Source organism: Halococcus sediminicola (genome assembly GCF_000755245.1).
In the GTDB taxonomy this organism is placed as follows: domain Archaea; phylum Halobacteriota; class Halobacteria; order Halobacteriales; family Halococcaceae; genus Halococcus; species Halococcus sediminicola.
The window spans coordinates 1-17,015 of record NZ_BBMP01000022.1; the positions used below are offsets into that span (position 1 = coordinate 1).

17 protein-coding genes and 1 pseudogene are annotated in these 17,015 nt (G+C 65.4%); 6 read left to right on the plus strand and 12 right to left on the minus strand.

What is annotated here, in order from left to right; all coding sequences use genetic code 11:
* Positions 1-831 (minus strand): annotated as a pseudogene (locus ACP97_RS09125) (hypothetical protein); the annotation flags it as partial.
* 176 nt (positions 832-1,007) lie between these two features.
* Complete coding sequence (locus tag ACP97_RS09130; RefSeq protein ID WP_049997531.1) at positions 1,008-1,373, minus strand: hypothetical protein; 366 nt, start codon at positions 1,371-1,373, stop codon at positions 1,008-1,010.
* Positions 1,374-1,486: 113 nt separating this feature from the next.
* On the opposite strand from ACP97_RS09130, the gene ACP97_RS09135 reads away from it, so the two are divergent.
* The gene (locus ACP97_RS09135) at positions 1,487-2,212 is read left to right on the plus strand and encodes an alanyl-tRNA editing protein (protein ID WP_049997532.1); all 726 of its coding nucleotides are present in this window, start codon (positions 1,487-1,489) and stop codon (positions 2,210-2,212) included.
* A gap of 206 nt (positions 2,213-2,418) precedes the next feature.
* Complete coding sequence (locus tag ACP97_RS09140) at positions 2,419-3,306, plus strand: NAD(P)H-binding protein (protein ID WP_049997533.1); 888 nt, start codon at positions 2,419-2,421, stop codon at positions 3,304-3,306.
* 1 nt (position 3,307) lies between these two features.
* Here ACP97_RS09140 and purL read toward each other — a convergent pair whose 3' ends face one another.
* Positions 3,308-5,446, minus strand: a complete 2,139-nt coding sequence (gene purL / locus ACP97_RS09145) for a phosphoribosylformylglycinamidine synthase subunit PurL (protein ID WP_049997534.1) — start codon at positions 5,444-5,446, stop codon at positions 3,308-3,310.
* A gap of 57 nt (positions 5,447-5,503) precedes the next feature.
* Positions 5,504-5,908: a rhodanese-like domain-containing protein gene (locus tag ACP97_RS09150; RefSeq protein ID WP_202593616.1), complete on the minus strand. Its 405-nt coding sequence runs from the start codon at positions 5,906-5,908 to the stop codon at positions 5,504-5,506.
* A 157-nt stretch (positions 5,909-6,065) separates the two neighbouring features.
* On the opposite strand from ACP97_RS09150, the gene ACP97_RS09155 reads away from it, so the two are divergent.
* Positions 6,066-6,749 carry a PHP domain-containing protein gene (locus ACP97_RS09155; RefSeq protein ID WP_049997536.1) on the plus strand — a complete coding sequence of 228 codons (684 nt, stop codon included), beginning with the start codon at positions 6,066-6,068 and terminating at the stop codon, positions 6,747-6,749.
* Here ACP97_RS09155 and ACP97_RS09160 read toward each other — a convergent pair whose 3' ends face one another.
* The 6 genes from ACP97_RS09160 to ACP97_RS09185 form a co-directional block, all read right to left on the minus strand.
* Positions 6,750-7,217, minus strand: a complete 468-nt coding sequence (locus tag ACP97_RS09160; protein WP_049997537.1) for an NUDIX hydrolase — start codon at positions 7,215-7,217, stop codon at positions 6,750-6,752. It abuts the gene before it with no gap.
* A 66-nt stretch (positions 7,218-7,283) separates the two neighbouring features.
* The gene (locus tag ACP97_RS09165) at positions 7,284-8,594 is read right to left on the minus strand and encodes an ABC transporter ATP-binding protein (RefSeq protein ID WP_049997538.1); all 1,311 of its coding nucleotides are present in this window, start codon (positions 8,592-8,594) and stop codon (positions 7,284-7,286) included.
* Positions 8,591-9,625 carry an ABC transporter ATP-binding protein gene (locus tag ACP97_RS09170; RefSeq protein WP_049997539.1) on the minus strand — a complete coding sequence of 345 codons (1,035 nt, stop codon included), beginning with the start codon at positions 9,623-9,625 and terminating at the stop codon, positions 8,591-8,593. Before ACP97_RS09170 ends, ACP97_RS09165 begins: the two co-directional genes overlap by 4 nt.
* A complete protein-coding gene (locus tag ACP97_RS09175) occupies positions 9,622-10,797 on the minus strand; it encodes an ABC transporter permease (RefSeq protein WP_049997540.1) in 1,176 nt (391 codons plus the stop codon). Before ACP97_RS09175 ends, ACP97_RS09170 begins: the two co-directional genes overlap by 4 nt.
* The gene (locus ACP97_RS09180) at positions 10,797-11,765 is read right to left on the minus strand and encodes an ABC transporter permease (protein ID WP_079977600.1); all 969 of its coding nucleotides are present in this window, start codon (positions 11,763-11,765) and stop codon (positions 10,797-10,799) included. The genes ACP97_RS09175 and ACP97_RS09180 overlap by 1 nt, the downstream gene beginning before the upstream one ends.
* A 57-nt stretch (positions 11,766-11,822) precedes the next feature.
* Positions 11,823-13,730 (minus strand): ABC transporter substrate-binding protein, encoded by a 1,908-nt coding sequence (locus tag ACP97_RS09185; RefSeq protein ID WP_079977601.1) that lies wholly within the window; start codon positions 13,728-13,730, stop codon positions 11,823-11,825.
* Between the two features lie 153 nt (positions 13,731-13,883).
* Here ACP97_RS09185 and gatC point away from each other — a divergent pair, with 153 nt between their 5' ends.
* From gatC to ACP97_RS09200, 3 genes are read left to right on the plus strand one after another with little or no spacing between them, the layout of a single operon-like run.
* On the plus strand, positions 13,884-14,162 hold the full coding sequence (gatC, locus tag ACP97_RS09190; protein ID WP_049997542.1) for an Asp-tRNA(Asn)/Glu-tRNA(Gln) amidotransferase subunit GatC: 279 nt from the start codon (positions 13,884-13,886) through the stop codon (positions 14,160-14,162).
* Positions 14,159-15,481, plus strand: a complete 1,323-nt coding sequence (gene gatA, locus ACP97_RS09195; protein ID WP_049997543.1) for an Asp-tRNA(Asn)/Glu-tRNA(Gln) amidotransferase subunit GatA — start codon at positions 14,159-14,161, stop codon at positions 15,479-15,481. Before gatC ends, gatA begins: the two co-directional genes overlap by 4 nt.
* Positions 15,482-15,528: 47 nt before the next feature.
* Positions 15,529-16,065 (plus strand): plastocyanin/azurin family copper-binding protein, encoded by a 537-nt coding sequence (locus tag ACP97_RS09200; RefSeq protein WP_049997544.1) that lies wholly within the window; start codon positions 15,529-15,531, stop codon positions 16,063-16,065.
* Between the two features lie 76 nt (positions 16,066-16,141).
* Here the strand turns inward: ACP97_RS09200 and ACP97_RS09205 are convergent, their stop codons facing one another.
* Both ACP97_RS09205 and ACP97_RS09210 read right to left on the minus strand, forming a co-directional pair.
* On the minus strand, positions 16,142-16,471 hold the full coding sequence (locus tag ACP97_RS09205) for a helix-turn-helix domain-containing protein (RefSeq protein ID WP_049997545.1): 330 nt from the start codon (positions 16,469-16,471) through the stop codon (positions 16,142-16,144).
* 72 nt (positions 16,472-16,543) lie between these two features.
* Complete coding sequence (locus tag ACP97_RS09210; RefSeq protein ID WP_049997546.1) at positions 16,544-17,005, minus strand: NuoI/complex I 23 kDa subunit family protein; 462 nt, start codon at positions 17,003-17,005, stop codon at positions 16,544-16,546.
* Positions 17,006-17,015: the final 10 nt, after the last annotated feature.

Sequence of the window (17,015 nt, forward strand, 5' to 3'; positions counted from 1 at the left end):
TGTGTAAAAGAAAAAGGTAAATCCCTCGGTACGGGTGAGACAGTCGAGCAAGAACACCTGCTTGAGCGTGCGCGCGACCGTCTCCTCGAACCCCTCCGGACCCGCCAACCCGTACTCGAACCCGCGCTCGGTCCGCACCAGCGGCTCCGCACCCGGTACGATCCGCGCACCCAGATAGTACGAAAGCGGCGCGACCACGTAGATCGCATCGTACTCCGGCGGGATCTCGATGGTCACACCCGTTGCGGGTGGTTCCAGTCCCGCCAACTCCAGCGACTCGCCCAGTTCGACTGTCGGTGGGTGTCCCCGCAGCGTGGGATAGGAGCGCTCCGGACTCGTCGTTTTGAGCGCCGACCCGAACGTCGACACCGCCTGCATCATCGCCTCCGGATCCGCTGGCGTCTGCACCGTCACCGCCGGCCGCTCGTGATGCGAGCGCGCGCCGAGCGCCACGTCCGTCCGCTCGCCGAACGCGAAGACCATCTCCTCGGCGTCGGCCTCGATCCGGAGGGAGCTGTCGATTTCGAAATAGAGTTTCACCGGCGCGCTCACCTCCACGGTGTACTCGCCAGCCAGGAGGTCTTCGCTAGCGTGATGTTCGGCGTGGGCCACCACCGTTCCGCTCTCGTCACGGACGTGCACTGACACCACGCTGGGTAGCGCTATCGAATCCGTCCGGATCGAGACGGCGCTGTCGACCGGAAACCGGAACTCCTCGGTGGCGCACGGCTCCGGACTGACCGCTCCCGTCGAGAGCACATATCGGTGGCGCTCTATCGGGTCCACCACCGCCAGTCCACCCACCGCCCGCTCGAAGAACGCTCCGTCCATCAATCGCCGGCTTGGTTCATCGGATACATGGTTGGATTCGTTCGTATTTCGGCTGTATGTGGAGCCTGCGCGATGAAACAAAAAGCTATGCGTTCGACTCACTATACGTTCGCACGAAACGAAAGCGGAGCGACTGTGACTCGAAAATGCCGTACGATCGAGGAGGTGTCGGGGAGCTACAGAACGGTCCCGAGGACGACACCGGTGAGCAACGACAGCAACAGGACTCCGCCGGCCGTCGTGAACGGGATCCGTTCGACGCGGTGGGCCGGCCGACCCAGCCGCGAGTCAGTTTCGGTCGAGGCGAGCACGATGACGCCGGCGGTGGCGAGGGCGAGGCCGATGACCAGTCCCCAGAGGAAGGTGAGACCGGACGCCCCGGCGAGGACGATGGCGACCGCGCGGCTCAGGACGACTCCCGTGCCGGCGATTATCGGCGCGCTCCCGACGACGCTGGCGCGGTCGACCCTTTCCGTGCTAACCAGGCGATTCGCACCGGCGAACCCCCCCGACGAGCCGGGGCGGCGGTGGCGACGTGACATATCTTCAGATTTGAACCCACCATCATAATACCCCGTCAGACGCGCGTCAGCCGACGGCTGTGGACGGCCGATCACAGGGGAACAGCCATATCCGTTCGTCCCGATGTCGTCCCGTGACCGAGCAACTCTATCTGCCCGACGAGGAGTACCGCCGCGCGTTCGACGCCCGCGTCACGGACGTCGACGACGCGGATCGAACAGTAGTGCTCGACAGGACGCTCTTTTACAAGGAAGGCGGCGGACAGCCACCGGATCACGGCAGCCTCTCGTGGGACAGTGGCGAAGCGCGCGTCGTCGACGTCAGGAAGGACCACGGCGAGATCCGACACACGGTCGAAGGGGACCTCCCGGAGGAGGACATAACTGTGCACGGCGAACTCGACTGGGAACGCCGCCACGCCCATATGCGCTATCACACCGCCCAACACGTGGTCTCGAAGGTCGTCCTCGACGAGTACGGCGCGAGCACCGCCGGCAACCAGATATACGCGGACCACGCGCGCATCGACTTCGCGCCGGCCGATTTCGACGAGCGAGACCTTCGGGACATCGAGGAGCGTGCGAACGCGCTCATCGATCGGGATCTGCCCGTCGAAAAGGCGAACCGCTCGCGGGCGGCGCTCGAAGCCGAAACGCCCGACGGACGGACGAACCTCGATTTGATTCCCGAGAACGTCGACCCGCTGCGGGCGGTCTCGATCGGCGACATCGATATCTGTCCCTGCGGCGGCACGCACGTCGACGGCCTCGGCGAACTCGGCGAGTTGGAGATCGTCGAGCGCGCGTCCAAGGGGGCCGACACCGAACGCATCGAGTTCGTCCTCCACGACCCCGATTGAGAATCGATCGCGCCAACCCACACAAAGCTTATTACAACACCATAGCCATCCGAAATCGGAGCCGCCGAGGCTCCGCGCCAGTGGGGGCGACTCCGTTGCCTGGCATCACCACACCCCTCCCCATCCTCGTCCCCGCTACTTTTCGACCGAGAGCGCGAGCGCCGTGAGTGGGAGGTGTTATGCGGACTCAACCGCTCGGGACACCAATGCGTGTGCTGGTGACCGGCGCGACGGGCTTCGTCGGCGGGCGACTCGCCTCCACCCTCGCCGCGGCCGGCCACGACCTCACCGTCATCACTCGAAACGCCGCGCGCTACGACGGCCCGCCGGCCCGCGTCGTCGAGGGCGACCTGCTCGAGCCGGGAAGCTTCGAGGACGCCTTCGAGGGCTGTGCGGCGGCGTACTATCTGGTTCACTCGATGGACGCGACCGATTTCGTCGAACGCGACCGCCGTGCGGCGCGGCACTTCGCGCGCGCGGCGAGCGCCGCCGACTGCTCGCGGGTGATATATCTCGGCGGTCTCGGCCGCGAATCCGACGCGCTCTCGCCACATCTCCGCTCGCGCCACGAGGTCGAGCGGCTGCTCGGCGCGGGCGAGTACGATTTGACCACCCTCCGAGCGGCGGTCATCGTCGGCGCTGGTGGGGCGAGTTTCGAGATGGTGCGCCAGTTCGTCGCACACCTGCCCCCGGTGTTCGTCCTGCCACTTCCCACCGGAGTGCGAACGGACTGCCAGCCGATCGCCATCGACGACGTGGTCGGCTATCTCAGCGCGGTGCTCGACGCGCCCGAGACCCGCGGCAAGTCGTTCGACATCGGCGGTCCGACGGTCCTCACTTACGCCGACCTCCTCCAGCGCACGGCGCGCGCGCACGGCTGCTGGCTGTTCGTCGCCGGCGTGCCGTGGCTGAACGAGCACGTTTCGGCGCGGTGGCTCGCCCGCCTCACCGACGTCCCCGAGACCGTCGTCGCGCCGCTCATGGAGGGTCTCGACAACACGGTCGTCGTCAGGGAGGGGGCCATCGACGAGTTCGTCACGGTCGCACACACGCCCATCGACAGGGCGATCGAGCGAGCGATGGCGGGGACCTGAATCAGTCCATCGTGTGTTCGAGGGTGGAACGCCGCTCGGCGATTGCATCGGCCGAAACTGACAGTTCGGTCCCGTCGATGGCGAGGTCGAGCCGCCCCGAATCGGTCGCCGTGCCGAGTTCGTGAACAGGGGCCACCCCGGAGAAGGCCTCACGAACCCCCGCAGGATCCGTCGTCTCGATGACTGCCCGCCCCGGCTGTTCGTGAAACAGGTGCTCGGCGGCGCTCGCCGAGCCGTCGAGTTCGACTGCTGCGCCCGCATCTCCGGAGATCATCTCGGCGAGCGCCACCGCGAGACCACCATGACTCACGTCGTGAACGGCGAGCGTTTCCTCACGGTCGGCCACCGCGGCGAGCGTCTCGATTAGCTCGCCCGAGTCCTCGGGCAGCGTCGGGAAGCGGTCGGTTCCACCCGCGAGTGCGAGATACTGGGAGCCGCCGAGTCCCGTCTCGTGGCCGGCGAGGGCACGGTCGCCGATCACTACGACTGTGCCCTCGCCCACGAGTTCCGTCGGCGGGGCGTGGTAGCCCTCGCGCGCGCCGACCATCGCGAGCGTCGGCGTCGGTGGAATCGCGCCCGCCGCCGAGTCGTTGTACAGCGAGACGTTGCCGCCGACGACCGGCACGGACAAGGTTTCGCACATCTCCGCAAGCCCGTCGACGATGGCCGAGAACCCACCGTAGACGTCGGGTTTCTCGGGATTGCCGCCGTTGAGGCAGTCGACAGCCGCCAGCGGCGTCGCACCCTTCGCGGCGAGATTCGTGGCGTTTTCGAGCGCGACTGCGCGCGCACCCTCGTGGGGGTTGGCCGCGGTCCAGTGCGGCTCCGCGCCCACCGAGAGCGCGAGCCCAGTATCGGTCTCGTGGATCGCCAACACGGCGCTGTCGTCGCCCGGTCCGCGGGCGGTGCGGAGGCCGACCTCGTGGTCGTACTGGCGATAGATCCACTCGCGGCTCGCGGTGTTCGGACTTCGCACCACCTGCTCGAACGCCGTTTCGAGGTCCGTTGCGGGGAGATTGCGGGTGGGTTCGGTGGGTCGTTCGGCGGGGAGGTCGTTCGCCGGTGCGCCGTCGGCGAGGAACTCCGCCGGGACATCCACCACGGTCTCGCCGTCGAACAGGCAGGTGTAGTTCCCCCCAGTTACTTCGCCGATGACCGAACAGCCGAGGTCGAAGCGCGCGGCGATGTCTTCCACTCGGTCGGTGTTCTCGGGGGCCACCTCGTAGCACATCCGCTCTTGTGACTCGGCGAGCAGGATTTCGAGCGCGTTCATCCCCGGTTCGCGCTGGTGCACGGTTTCGAGATCGATGCGCGCGCCGAGATCGCCCTTGGCGACGAGTTCCGAGGAGGCCCCGCCGAGTCCCGCCGCGCCGAGGTCGCGGGCCGATTCGACGAGTCCCTCGTCGACGAGAGCCTCGTTGGCTTCGACGAGTCGTTTTTCGGCGTAGGGGTCGCCGACCTGGACGGCGGGGCGGTCCTCGGTCGCGGCGTCCTCACCCAAATCCTCGCTCGCGAAGCTCGCACCGCCTAATCCATCGCGTCCGGTCGCGTTGCCGACGAGCACGAGTTTGTTCCCGGCGTGCTGAGCCTCGGCGGTGAGCAGGCGATCGGGCGGGAGAAGTCCGACACAGGCGACGTTGACGAGCGGGTTGCCCTCGTAGCCTTCATGGAAGGCGAGACTGCCGCCGACCGTGGGAACGCCGATTGCGTTGCCGTAGTCGGCGATCCCCTCAACGACGCCATCGAGGAGGTAGCGCGAGTGTTCGCGGTCGAAGTCACCGAAATACAGCGAATCGAGCAGCGCGATCGGATACGCACCCATCGAGAGCGTATCGCGGACGATGCCGCCGACGCCTGTGGCCGCACCGTCGTAGGGGTCGACGTAGGAGGGGTGGTTGTGGCTCTCGATGCCGAACGTGATGTACAGCTCTTCATTCGGTAGCGTGACCACGGCGGCGTCGTCGCCCGGCCCCATCACCACGTGCTCGCCCTCGCTCTCGAACGCCGACAGCAGCGGCCGCGAGGAACGGTAGGCACAGTGCTCGCTCCAGAGGTTCTCGAACAGCGCGGTCTCCGCGCGCGTCGGTTCACGGCCGAGTTCGCGGGTGACGCGATCGCGGTCGTCCGCCGAGAGGGTCATTGGCCGCCGTTACGAGCGGGCCATGAAAGCGGTTGTGGATGGCCTCCGCTCGGACCCTCAGGCGTCCGCCACCGGACCGTCCGCCTCGGTCCACGCCTCGAAGCCGCCGGCGACGTTCGCGACCCCGGACAGCCCCATCTCCTGAGCCGTCTGTACAGCGAGTGCCGACCGTCCACCGACCGCACAGTAAAAGAGCAGTTCCTCGTCCGACGCGAACTCCTCGATGTGATAGGGGCTTTCGGGGTCGATGTGGAACTCCAACATCCCGCGCGAGGCGTGAATCGCCCCCGGAATCCGTCCGTTCGCATCGAGTTCCGGCGCGTCGCGGACGTCGACGAACACCGCGTCGCCGAGCCGGTCGATTGCTTGCTCGACCGAATACGTCGTGATTTCGGCGATGGCTTCGGTCAGTAGCTCCTCGTATCCTTTCGTCACCCCCATGTCATGTGAACGGTTCGTCATTGCTGTCACTACCGACTACATAGCATTTTCAAGTAGATACATCTTTTTTGATATTTTCCGCCACGATTCGAGCACGAATAACTCCCGTTCGATGGCCTGCAACCGCCGACGCGACCGATACCGGGGGGTTTTTGCTCCAGCGCCCGAAATCACGCCCGTGCTGTCGGCCGAGCTTCACTGTCATTCGGAACTGTCCTTCGACGGCCGCGACCCCGTCGAACTGCTGCTCTCGCAGGCCGAGGCCGTCGGACTCGACGCGCTCGCGGTGACCGACCACGACGAAATCGACGCCAGCCTCGCGGCCGCCGAGCGCGCCGCCGACTACGGGCTGGTGGGAATCCCCGGCTCCGAAGTGACGAGCGCCGCCGGCCACGTGCTCGCGCTCGGCATTCACGAACGCGTTCCGGCCGGCCTGCCGTTCACCGAGACCATCGAGCACATCCACGAACAAGATGGAATCGCGGTCGTGCCCCATCCCTTCCAGCGCTCGCGCAGCGGCGTCGCCCCCCACATCACGGACGCGGAACTGGCGAGTGCCGACGCCATCGAGATCTACAACTCGCGGCTCCTGACTGGCCGCTCGAACCGCCGCGCCGGACGGTTCGCCCGCGCGCACGACCTCCCGATGACCGCCGGCAGCGACGCCCACATCGCCGAGATGGTCGGCCAAGCCGTGACGAACGTCGGCGCGACCGAGCGCACGCCCACGGGCGTCCTCGACGGGATTCGGGCGGGTCGGACCGAGGTCATCGGCAAGCGCACGCCGTGGCGCATCAGCCTCCGACAGGCCGGCGGCGGCGTCAAGCGTCGCATCAAAAGCCGACTCACGAGCCTACTGTAGCTACTCGGCCACCTCGATCGCCTCACACCCGATTTCCATCGTGTCGGCGTCGACGTCGCTCGCGCGGAGTTCGTCGGACGTGTACCACCGCCACGCCTCGGACCCCGGTTCGTCGTCACCCTCGGGGGCAATCGTCCGATTCCCGACGCGCGCGAAATACACGTGGTCGACGTGCTGGTGACTCACCCGGCCGTCGGGATGGACGTCGATGTCGTAGAGCATCTGATAGCGCGGTTGTGGTAGCGCCTTCCCACTAGGCGCGTCGATATTCGGCGAACTACCGGCGAGTTCGGCGTTCAATCCGGTCTCCTCGTGTACCTCGCGCAGGCCCGCCTCGTGAGGGAGTTCGTCGCGGTCGACGTGCCCGCCCGGCGGGAGGCGAATCCCGAGCGTGGGATGCTCGTGGAGCGCCGTCGCGCCGTCGTTGACGAGATACACTGTTGCCGTGAAATGCCGGGTCGTCTCCATGTTCCGGAGACGATGGCCGTGGCTTTCGGTGTTGTGACCCGTGGCGAACGGGTCGATTGAGCCGTCTCAGTCGTCGACCGACGGCACCGAGGGTTCGTGATCGGTCACCGAGCGGTCGTGGAGGTGGCAGGCCGCCGGTTGCGCGGCGTCGGTGGCCCGGAGTTCGGGATGTTCGCGTTCACAGACCGTCTCGAATTCGGCGGCCAGAGACCGCTCGGCGGCGTTGAACGCGCCGGCAACGACGCTCTCGATGGCGTCGGCGAGCACCGACTCGGCCGCCGGGTCGGTGAGCGACTCGGGGATCCCGAACTCATTGCGGATGGCCGTCGCCACCGCCGCGTCGCTCACGGCTTCCTCGTCGGTGGCGTCGCCCTCCGCGACGAGTACCTCGCGTATCGAACCGGGTTCGACCTGTCGGTTCCCGAGTCGGGTTCTGAAGTCCATCACGCTCCGCCAGTTCTCCTGGTCGAAGTCGTACTCGTCGGGTTGGATGACCGATGGACAGCGGGTGTGGAACCGACAGCCATCGGGCGGGTCCGCAGGACTCGGCACGTCGCCGACGAGTTCGACACCGCCACCGCGCTCGCGCGGGTCAGGTGTCGGAATCGACCCCAACAGCGCCTGCGTGTAGGGATGTTGAGGGTCGACGAACACCGTCTCGGTCGGACCGATCTCGACGATCTCGCCGAGATACATCACCGCGACCCGGTCACATACCTGTCTGATGACGCTCATGTCGTGACTGATGAACAGGATCGCGAGACCGAACTCCCGTTGGATATCGTCGATGAGACTGAGGATTTCGGCCTGGAGGCTCACGTCGAGTGCGCTCACGGGTTCGTCGGCCACGATGAGGTCGGGGTTGAGCACGAGCGCGCGGGCGAGCGCGATGCGCTGTTTCTGCCCGCCGGAGAACTCGTGAGGGTAGCGGTTGGCGGCCGTCCGGTCGAGACCGACCCGCTCCAGAGTGTTCCTGACGACCGCCCGACGGCGTTCGCGGGGCAGTCCGTGCACCCGGAGCGGTTCGGCGACCGACTCGCCGACGGTCATCCGCGGGTCGAAACTCGAATTCGGGTCCTGAAACACCATCTGCGCCCGCCGCCGGAACCGCTTCAGTTCGGCCGTGTCGCAGTCACCGAGGTCCGTGCCGTCGAACGTGACCGTGCCGTCGGTCGGCTCCTCGAACCCGAGCAGCGTCGTTGCGGCCGTCGATTTCCCACACCCGCTCTCGCCGACGAGACCGAGCGTCTCGCCGCGTGCGAGGTCGAAATCGATGCCGTCGACGGCACGCACCCGACCGACTTCGCGCCGCAGCACGCCTTCGGTGATCGGGTAGTGTTTCGTCAGGTTCCGAACCGAGAGGAGGTGGTCGGTCACGGCTTCCCCCCGTCGGCGTAGCCCGGTTCCTGCGTCTCGTCGGTGATGGTCGAGGCGTCGTAGCCCGGTTGGTAGTAGACACACGAGACGGTGTGACCATCACGCTCGGTCGGCGTCAGCGGTGGCTGGTCGCCCATCGTACAGTCCTCGATGGCGTGAGGACAGCGGGGATGGAACCGACAGCCCTCGGGCGGGTCGGTCGCGCTCGGCAGCGTCCCACCGATGGTCTCCACCGCTTTGCCCCGACCGGGAAGGCAGTCGAACAGCGCGCGTGTATAGGGGTGTGACGGCTGCTCGAAGACGTCGTAGACGTCGCCGTACTCCATCACCTTGCCGGCGTACATCACGACGACGCTATCGGCGACCTCCGCGACGACGCTTAGGTCGTGGGTGATGAGGAGGATCCCCATGTCGAACTCGTCCTGTAACTCGCCGAGCAGACGGAGGATCTGGGCTTGAATCGTCACGTCGAGCGCCGTCGTGGGTTCGTCGGCGATCAGCAAATCGGGGTTCGACGCGAGCGCCATCGCGATCACGACGCGCTGTTTCATCCCGCCGGAGAACTCGTGTGGGTAGTCGTCGAAGCGGGCGGGTGCGTCGGGAATACCCACCCTGTCGAGGAGTTCGACCGCGTGCTCGCGAGCGGCACGCTTGCCGACGTCGCGATGGAGCCGGATGGCCTCGACGATCTGCCAGCCGACGGTGTAGACCGGGTTGAGCGCGTCCTGTGGGTTCTGGAAGACGTGACCGACCGACCCCCCACGTATCTCCCGGAGTTCGGACTTGCCCATGCCGAGGATGCTCCGGCCCTCGAAACGGACGTCACCGTCGGAAATCTCGCCCGGTGGCGACTGGACGAGGCGAGTGATCGACTCGCTCGTGACCGTCTTGCCCGACCCGCTCTCGCCGACGATACAGACCGTCTCGCCACGCTCGACGGTGAAACTCACGCCATCGACCGCGCGAACGATGCCGTCGTCGGTGTGAAAGCGAGTCGTGAGGTCGTCGACCGCGAGTAGTGGTTCGGTCATTCAGTACGCTCCTGTCGTGGATCGAGTGCGTCCCGCAGTGCGTCGCCGAGGAAGTTGAACGCCATGATGGTCGCGAACAGGAAGAAGCCCGGGATCGTCGAGATCCACCACGCGCTCGCGAGGTCGCCCCGCCCGGCCGCGATGACCTGCCCCCACGAGGGAACCGTCGGGTCGGTCAGTCCGAGGAACGAAAAGGACGCCTCGGCGAGGATCAAGACCGGAATGCCGAGCGTTGCCGCCGTGATGACGGTGTTCGAGACGTTCGGCACGAGATGGCGACGGATGATGTAGCCCGTGTTCGCGCCGGCCCCCTCGGCCGCCCGGAAGTATTCCTCCTCGCGGCGCTGGAGCGCCTCGCTCCTGACGAGGCGGGCGATGCCACCCCAGCCGAAGAAGCCGAAGATACCGATGAGCAACACCAGACTCCCCCCGAGGATGTACAACAGTAGTAAGAAGAGGATGAACTGCGGGAAGGAGATCTGGACGTCGACGTAGCGCATGAGCAGTTCGTCGACGATCCCGCCGAAGTACGCGGCGGTCGTACCGACGACGGTCCCGAGGACGACCTGAATCAGCATGCCGACGAGCCCGACTTCCATGCTCACGCGCATCCCGAAGACGATCATCTTGAAGATGTCCTTGCCCTCGCCGGTCGTCCCGAGCGGGTGTTCCCACGTCCCTTGGCACTGACCGTCGGCGACGGAGCCGACACAGCCCACGGGGACGTCCTGTGAGACGGAGAGGCCGACCGGGGGCTGATACGAAGCGAGCACGTCGACCGCGGGATAGCCGAGCACCATCGGACCGACGATGCCGACGGCGAGCACACTGAGCAGGAACGCCAGACTCACGACGGCGGCGGTGTTCTTCTTGAACTCGCGCCAGTAGTACCGCGTCATCCGCCGGTTGGTGGCGAGCGGGACCACCGCGTAGAAGACTAGTACCAAAAGTGTCAGGACGAACATCCAGTCGGCAGCGCTGACCGCCGCGAGCCCCGGAATCGACACGATATCGCCGACGGGATCGACGTAGCTGGCTGCGATGAGGACGACGTAGGCGACGAGCGAGGCGACGAACGCGAGCGTCCGTTTCGGCATCGACTGGCGGCGCTCGCCGACCGCATCCCAGTCGATCTCCTCGAATCGGTCATCGGGTGAGTGATCCGTCGCCATTATCGATCACTGAAGTCGATCCGTGGGTCCACCACGGTGTACGCGAGGTCCTGCAGCAGGTTGCCGATGACGCCGATGGTCACGAAGATGAACGTCGTGCCGAGCACCAGCGCGGTGTCCTGCTGTTCGATGGCGTCGAAGACGAGCCGTCCGAGTCCCGGGATGCCGAAGACCACCTCGACCAGCACCGACGAGGAGATGAGCAGCGCCAGGACGTCGCCGACGAGGATCGTCGAGAGCGGCACGAGCGCCGGGCGGAAGACGTGACGGAAGGTGATGCGCCGGGAGTCGGCACCCTTCGCGCGGGCGGTCTTGACGAACGTCGCGCCGACGTATTCGAGCGACTCGGCCCGGGCGTAGCGCATCTGACTCGCCATCGCGCCCGTCGTGAGGACGATTATCGGGAGCACCAACTGTCTGAGGTTCGACAGCGAGAACGTCGGCAGGTTCGGGTCGAACAGGATGGGAAACCAGCCCAATCCGACGCCGAAAACCAACAGGAGAACGATGCCGAACCAGAAGTTCGGGATGCTGACGCCGAAGAAGGCGAGGAAGGTCGCGGCGTAGTCGCTTTTGGTGTACTGGTGGGTCGCCGAATACAGGCCGATGCCCATCCCGAGAATCGTCGAGAGAATCACCGACGGCACGCTGTACATCAGGGTGAACGGATACGCATCGAGTATCGCCGCCGAGACGGGCTGTGATCTGGTATCGGACCAGCCCCAGTGGCCGGTGGCGACGTTGCCGACGTAGTTGACGTACCGCTCCCAGACGGGCTTGTCGAGGCCGCGCGCCTGCTTGTAGGCCTGCGCGGCCGACTGGGTGTCCCCACCCGTCTGGGTCGCCTGGAGTTTCGCCTGTGCGAGCCCCGGGTCCGGCGAGAGCTGGAGGAGACCGAAGGTGACGCTCACGATGAGAAAGGCGACCACGACCGCCCAGCCGACCCGCCGGGCGACGTACCACGCCATGCTCATCGCCGTTCACTCCGTCTCGGTGTGAGTTGGTCGTTCACGCGTGCTCCGTCATCACTGCTGCTTGAAGCTCCACGTCCAGTCGTTCCAGTTGCCGAGATACGGACTCTCGCCGTCGGGCGGCCCCTGCACGGCGTCCTGATAGCCGTAGATGTCCGATCCCATGCTCACGAAGTTGTAGGGCTGTTCCTTGCTGAGTTTGCCGAATATCTCCGCATAGATATTCTGGCGCTTTTGCTCGTTCGTCGCCGACGACGCCTTGTCGTACAGCGAATCGAAGTCCGCATCGGGATAGTAACCGGTGTAGTTCGCGCTACCTTTCTTCGTAAAGAAGACGTCGGTGTCGGAGGGCGTGAGCGGATACGTATTCAGGATGACCCCGACCAGCATGTCCCAGGACTGCTGGCTGACCGACTCGTCGCGACCGCCACCGTTGTAGCCGCCCTTGTTCCACTTCGGCTCGCCGCCGCCCTGATAGCTGTTCGAGAGATACTTGTTCGAAATCGTGTTGAACTTCACCGGATCGATCGAGACGTCGATACCGATCTTCCCGTAGGCCTGTTTCATATACTGTGCGAACGTCTTCACCGTGTCGCTCGACGTGGTGATGACGAGGTTGAGCGTCACCTTCCCGTCCGGCCCAGTGAGCGTATCGCCGTCGTAGCTGTAGTCGGTCCCCGAAAGCGCGCTTTCGAGCTTCGAGCGGGCTTTTTCGGGACCGAACTTCTTTCCCACGCCCGTCTTTAGCACCTTCGAATCGTCGTACCACTCCGACCACTGGGGCTGGAAGGTGTGGGCGACCTCGGAGTAGCCCCGAAAGATGTTCTCGACGACGCTCTTTTTGTCCACTGCGTACGAGAGCGCGCGCCGAACCGACTGCTTGCGGAACGGTTTCCAGCCGTTCTTGCGCTGGTTGTAGAAGATCATCGTCAGATAGGGCTGTTTGATCTCCTGGACGGTGATCCCCTGGCGGCCTTTGAACTGCTCGACCTTCGCCGCGGCGACACCCGCTTCGGTAATGTCGCCCGACTTGAGCGCCGAGAGGCGCGTGCTCTGCTCGGGGATGACCTTGTAGGTGTACTGATCGAAGTACGGAACGTCCTGCCAGGCTTTCGGGACGTCGCCGGCGTCGCGGAGGTAGTAGTTCTCGTTTCGCTTGGCGACGAACTCCGATTCGCGGTTGAGGCGGCCGAAACTGTACGGACCGAGGTTGCCCGAATACGCGACGTTCTGGATCTCCTTGTCCTTTTTCAGCCCCTCCGCGTCCTTCTTCGGCACGTACTTCTTCACCAGTTCCTTCGGCATACACCACGCGCCCGAGAGGCTCGGCCGGAGGAGATAGGCGGGGTCGGGCTTCTGGAGGTTGATGTCGAATTTTAGCTTACCTCTCTTCTCGACCGGAATCGGCTTGCCCTCGTCGGTCAGCCAGTCGCTCTGGCCGGTGAACCCCGACCAGTTCGGCTGTGCCTGAAAGACGTTCTTGATCTGGTAGACCCAGTCTTCGGCGGTCATCTGGCCGTAGCCCGCTCCCCACTTGAGGTTCTCGCGGAGCGTCACCGTGTAGGTCCGGTCGTCGTCGGTCGAGACGTCCTTCGCCAGGAGCGGGAATATCTCCTTGTCCTTGGTGATAGTATAGGGGTAATCGAGCAGCAGGCGGATGCGGTTGGCCGTCGGCTGGTCGTCGACCTGCAGCCAGTTCATCGTGGTGATCCCGGTCTGGTCGCCGACAATGTAGTTGCCGCCGACCGTCCGCTTGCCCGACTGGCCTTGCCCACCCGACTGGTTGCCCTGTCCGCCGGAGCCATTCGAGCCGCCACCGTTGCCGCCACCACTACCCCCACCCAAACATCCGGCGAGACCGGCCGCGCCGCCGAGACCGAGTGCTTTCAGGAATTTTCGACGGCGGGCGGAGAAGTTCGTCGTTCGTCCATCGATACCATATCGATTGTTACCGGATGGCATGTATTGACTCAGCCACCATCTGCATAAGTATTTTATCCTCCTAGTAGTAAAAAGACGGATAAAGCACCGGCTCACTCCGGCTCTATGGGAGACCGTCGCGCGGCGGGCGTGCGCTTTCGAAACGCTTAGTGGCGGTGCTCGCCGCTCCCCGGTATGACCGATGCGAGCGTCGACCCGGCGACGGTCCGGCACGTGGCCGCCCTCGCGCGGGTCGACCTCGACGAGAATGAAGTCGAAAGATTCGCCACGCAGTTCGCCGACGTGCTGGAGTACTTCGAGACGCTCGACGAAGTCCCCGAAACCGAGTCCGAACCGGACCTCGTGAACGTCCTGCGCACCGACGAGGTCCACGAGGGACTCTCGCAGGCCGAGGCACTCCGAAACGCACCCGAGACCGAGGACGGCTACTTCGAGGGGCCGCCGGTCGGATGAGCGACGCCTTCATCACCCGCACGGACATCGAAAGCGAGTCGAATGGACCGCTCGACGGCAAGCGGGTCGCCGTCAAGGACAACATCAGTACCGAGGGAATCCGCACGACCTGTGGCTCGGCGATGCTCGCCGAGTACGTTCCACCGTACGACGCCACCGTCATCGAGCGGCTCAAAGAGGCGGGCGCGACGGTCGTCGGCAAGACCAACATGGACGAGTTCGGGATGGGCACCACCACTGAAACCTCGCATTTCGGCCCGACGACGAATCCCGTCGACGAGGAGCGAGTGCCGGGTGGCTCCTCGGGCGGGAGCGCGGCCGCCGTCGCCGCCGGCGAGGCCGACCTCGCGCTCGGCTCCGATACTGGGGGGTCGGTGCGCTGTCCGGCCGCCTTCTGCGGGGTGGTCGGCATCAAACCCACGTATGGACTCGTCTCCCGGTACGGTCTCGTCGCCTACGCGAACTCCTTGGAACAGATCGGCCCGCTCGCGCCCACAGTGGAGGGTGCGGCCGGGCTGCTCGACGTCATCGCCGGCCCGGACGACCGCGACGCGACGACCCGCTCGGAGGGCGCGGGTTCCGAGTACGCGAGCGCCGCCGACGGCGACGTCGCGGGAACTACCATCGGCGTCCTCACGGACCTCGTCGACGGGGCCGACGAGCGCGTCGCGTCGGTGTTCGAGGAATCGATTGCGGACCTCGAAGACCGGGGAGCCGAGATCCGAGAGATCGAACTCGAATCGCTCGCCCACGCCGTGGGGGCGTACTACGTCATCGCCATGTCCGAGGCCTCGTCGAATCTCGCACGGTTCGACGGCGTTCGCTACGGGATTTCCGGCGAGCAAAGCGAGCCGGAGGCTCGTCAGGAAGCGAAGCGGACTGACGGTGAATCGGGCGGGTTCGACGGCGACTGGAACGACGCGTTCGCCCGCGCGCGCGAGACGGGGTTCGGTCCCGAGGTCAAGCGCCGGATTCTGTTGGGGACCTACGCGCTCTCGGCCGGCTATCACGACAGATACTACCAGAAAGCCCAGGACGCGCGCGCGTGGATCAAGCAGGACTTCGACCGGGCGCTCGCCGAGGCGGACGTGCTCGCGTCGCCCACGATGCCCGTCCTGCCGCCGAAACTCGGCGCGAGTCTGGACGACCCGCTCCAGCACTACTTGATGGACGCCAACACGGTACCCGTAAACCTTGCCGATCTGCCGGCGATCTCGGTGCCGGCCGGGACTGCCGACGGTCTCCCGGTCGGCGCACAGTTCGTCGGGCCGGCCTTCGGCGAACGGGACGTGATTCGCGCCGCGAGCGCGCTCGAATAGCGCGGGCCATCGTAATGTTCAGTAGCATCGGCCCGATAGGGCCGGACATGGACGACACCGACGCCGATAGCAGTGTGAGTCGACGCGGCTTTCTCAGGACGGCCGCGGGGACGGCGGCCGTCGCGGGCGCGAGCGGCACGGCCGCGGCCCAAGAGGGGGGTGGCGGATCGGCCAAGGAGGTCACCGTGGGTCCCGGCGGCGCACTCACCTTCGAACCCGCGGAACTGACGGTCGCACCCGGCACGCCGGTGAAGTTCGTCTGGGATTCGAGCGGGCACAACGTGAACCCGAGCGAGGGCGACTGGGGCCACCAGCCCATCGAGGACCAGGGCTTCAGTTTCACGACCTCGCCCTTCCAGGAAACCGGGACGAACGAGTACGTCTGTACGCCACACGAATCGGCCGGAATGGTCGGCAGTATCACGGTCCAGGAAGGCGGTGCCAGCAGCGGGTCCTCCGAACCACCCATCCCCGGCTTCGCCAAAAGCATCGGCGTCGCCGCGACGAGTCTGCTGTTCTCGACGCTCGGTCTCGCCTACTTCTTCATGCGCTACGGCGGCGACTTCGAGGGCGACGCCGAATAGTCGTCGGCGACGCACTCCCCGCCATCGACTCACTTCCCAACGAACCGCTCGTGGTCGAAAACTCGTCAGGTGGTGATCACTGCTCGTCCCATGTGAGCGTGAACAGGATCCGCTCGCCCTTCGCCGTGAGGCTATAGACACGCGTGTCGCCATCGACGAGTAGTTCGACCAGTCCCCGATCGCGTAGTTCCTCGGCCGTCGATTGCGTGTCGCTGACGCCCAGGGTTCCCGATACGCCGCGCACACCTTCGATGCTCGGTGCGTCCCTGTCAGCGACATCGGCCGCACTGGCCGGCCCGGCGACGAGTCGTTCAAGCACCGCCGTCCGTTTCGAAGAATCCTTGATGAACGCGGCCGTCTCGGCGTCGGCTTCGCTCTCTCCGTCGGTTGGTTCCGATGTAGACATCTCGTTACACACCCTTCGTTCGCTGGAGCAACGATTCGATGAGGTATAACTATTCGCCCGCTGTGGAACGGACTACTGGTAGTCGATCTCGCCTTCGCCCTCGCCGATCCACGCTCCGCGATCGGGCTCTCTGGATTCGAGCGGGTCGATGTCCTTGTACCACGGAACGTTCTTCAACTGCTCTTTGTTGAGCGCGAGGTCGTCCTTCGTATCGCCCGTGAACTCGAAGTTCTGTGTCAGGAGGATCGCATCCACGGGGCAAACTTCCTCGCAGAGTCGGCAGTAGATGCACTGGCCGATGTGGAGGTTGTATTGTTCGCCGTTTCGCTGTTCGTCCATCACGATCTGGATGGTGTCGTTCGGGCAGACGTTCTCACACTGGCGACACCAGATGCAGCGCTCCTGTGAGAACTTGTGAACGCCCCTGAAACGGGGGCTGACCTCGGGTGCGGTATCGGGGTACTCGACGGTAAAGGTGGAGCCGTCGAGTGCGTGTCTCATCGTCGTCGCCATCGATTTGAGGAGTCCGATCATGGTTTTGTAG

What these genes read in the sequence shown, in the direction of transcription:
- ACP97_RS09210 (WP_049997546.1), bottom strand. Translation starts at nt 17,005, where the DNA reads ATGATCGGACTCCTCAAATCGATGGCGACGACGATGAGACACGCACTC.
- ACP97_RS09205 (WP_049997545.1), bottom strand. Translation starts at nt 16,471, where the DNA reads ATGTCTACATCGGAACCAACCGACGGAGAGAGCGAAGCCGACGCCGAG.
- ACP97_RS09160 (WP_049997537.1), bottom strand. Translation starts at nt 7,217, where the DNA reads ATGGAGACGACCCGGCATTTCACGGCAACAGTGTATCTCGTCAACGAC.
- ACP97_RS09140 (WP_049997533.1), top strand. Translation starts at nt 2,419, where the DNA reads ATGCGTGTGCTGGTGACCGGCGCGACGGGCTTCGTCGGCGGGCGACTC.
- gatA (WP_049997543.1), top strand. Translation starts at nt 14,159, where the DNA reads ATGAGCGACGCCTTCATCACCCGCACGGACATCGAAAGCGAGTCGAAT.
- ACP97_RS09130 (WP_049997531.1), bottom strand. Translation starts at nt 1,373, where the DNA reads ATGTCACGTCGCCACCGCCGCCCCGGCTCGTCGGGGGGGTTCGCCGGT.
- ACP97_RS09175 (WP_049997540.1), bottom strand. Translation starts at nt 10,797, where the DNA reads ATGGCGACGGATCACTCACCCGATGACCGATTCGAGGAGATCGACTGG.
- ACP97_RS09150 (WP_202593616.1), bottom strand. Translation starts at nt 5,908, where the DNA reads ATGACGAACCGTTCACATGACATGGGGGTGACGAAAGGATACGAGGAG.
- ACP97_RS09180 (WP_079977600.1), bottom strand. Translation starts at nt 11,765, where the DNA reads ATGGCGTGGTACGTCGCCCGGCGGGTCGGCTGGGCGGTCGTGGTCGCC.
- purL (WP_049997534.1), bottom strand. Translation starts at nt 5,446, where the DNA reads ATGACCCTCTCGGCGGACGACCGCGATCGCGTCACCCGCGAACTCGGC.
- ACP97_RS09170 (WP_049997539.1), bottom strand. Translation starts at nt 9,625, where the DNA reads ATGACCGAACCACTACTCGCGGTCGACGACCTCACGACTCGCTTTCAC.
- ACP97_RS09200 (WP_049997544.1), top strand. Translation starts at nt 15,529, where the DNA reads ATGGACGACACCGACGCCGATAGCAGTGTGAGTCGACGCGGCTTTCTC.
- ACP97_RS09185 (WP_079977601.1), bottom strand. Translation starts at nt 13,730, where the DNA reads ATGCCATCCGGTAACAATCGATATGGTATCGATGGACGAACGACGAAC.
- gatC (WP_049997542.1), top strand. Translation starts at nt 13,884, where the DNA reads ATGACCGATGCGAGCGTCGACCCGGCGACGGTCCGGCACGTGGCCGCC.